Source organism: Pseudoalteromonas sp. NZS100_1 (genome assembly GCF_015864285.1).
Taxonomy (GTDB): domain Bacteria; phylum Pseudomonadota; class Gammaproteobacteria; order Enterobacterales; family Alteromonadaceae; genus Pseudoalteromonas; species Pseudoalteromonas arctica.
This window is the reverse complement of sequence record NZ_JADYXN010000080.1, coordinates 1-1414: the sequence shown is the minus strand read 5'-3', so window position 1 is coordinate 1414 and position 1414 is coordinate 1. Positions and strand designations below refer to the sequence as shown.

The 1414-nt window shown below is 45.3% G+C and carries 1 protein-coding gene; it reads left to right on the top strand.

Going from position 1 to position 1414, the window contains the following annotated elements; translation table 11 throughout:
* The first annotated feature begins 27 nt into the window (after positions 1-27).
* Positions 28-1401, top strand: coding sequence for an IS4 family transposase (locus I6F66_RS20570; protein WP_165729610.1), 1374 nt, complete (start codon positions 28-30; stop codon positions 1399-1401).
* The last annotated feature ends 13 nt before the right edge of the window (positions 1402-1414 follow it).

Below are 1414 nucleotides of genomic sequence, written 5' to 3'. Positions count from 1 at the left end.
TCTTCAAATCTTGTTTGAGGGCACATTATGATTAACGAACATACTCATTGGGCAAAACAACAATTCGGTAAATCGGACTTAGGTGATCCAAGAAGAACAGCGCGTCTGGTAAAGTTAGCATCAACGCTTGCAAATGAACCAGGAAAACCACTTGTGAACATCACTCAATCCCCCGCCGATATGGAAGGTGCCTACCGCTTTATTCGCAACGAGAATATTGACGCAACGGCTATAGCCGAGTCAGGCTTTAAAGCCACGGTTGAACAAGCAAAAAGTCATAACTTATTGCTCGCATTAGAAGACACGACCACACTAATTTATAAACATTCCTCCATTCGAGATGATTTGGGTCATGTCGGACGAGGAGCAAAACAACGAGGCTTGTTAGCTCATAGCGTATTACTGTTTGCGCCAGACACAAAGCAAGTTGTGGGATTAATTGAACAGTCTCGCTGGAGTCGTGATATCAACACGATTGGAAAAAGAGAAAAACACGCGACGACTTCTTACGAAGAAAAAGAAAGTTACAAGTGGGAGTCAGCGTCACGAGCGATGGCAGAGCGGCTGCAAGGACAAATGGCGAACGTGATATCGGTGTGTGACCGCGAAGCGGACATCTACGAATACTTGCAGTATAAACTAACCGAGCAGCAACGATTCGTCGTACGCTCGATGCAAAGTCGTCATATTGAAGAAGGTGAGGATAAGCTCTATGCGTTTGCAAGCGAGCTGATGAGTGCAGGCACCAAACACATCCACATTGCACAAAAAGGAGGAAGAAAAGCCCGAAGCGCAACACTGGATATCACCTATGCGCCAGTGACACTCAAAGCGCCTTACAATAAGAAAGGACACTCCCTCCCAGTTTACTATGTCGGCTGTGCAGAGCGAGGAAACGCTAAGAACGGCTTAAGCTGGCACCTATTAACCAGTGAACCAGTCACCAGCAAAGAAGACGCCTTAGCTATCATCACCTACTATGAGCACCGTTGGCTTGTAGAGGAATACCATAAAGTCTGGAAAAGTGATGGTACGGATATCGAAAGTTTACGCCTTCAAAGCCAAGATAACATGGAAAGATTGGTGACGATTAATGGCTTTATTGCGACGCGAATATTGCAACTAAAGTTCACCAATGAGCAGCCTGATTCTCCAAGTTGTGAACAACTGTTATCTCCCAAAGCATGGAAGTTATTGTGGTTAAAGAGAATAAAAACACCATTGCCTGAAACTGCTCCAAATATGTCATGGGCGTATCAGGAACTGGCAAAGTTAGGAGGCTGGAAAGATACCAAGCGCACAGGGCGTGCATCTGTGAAAGTGTTATGGCAAGGATGGCTTAAGTTACAAGCCATCCTGGAAGGCTACGATTTAGCAAAATCTCTTGAGCCAGACTTGTGATCAAGAGACAGCT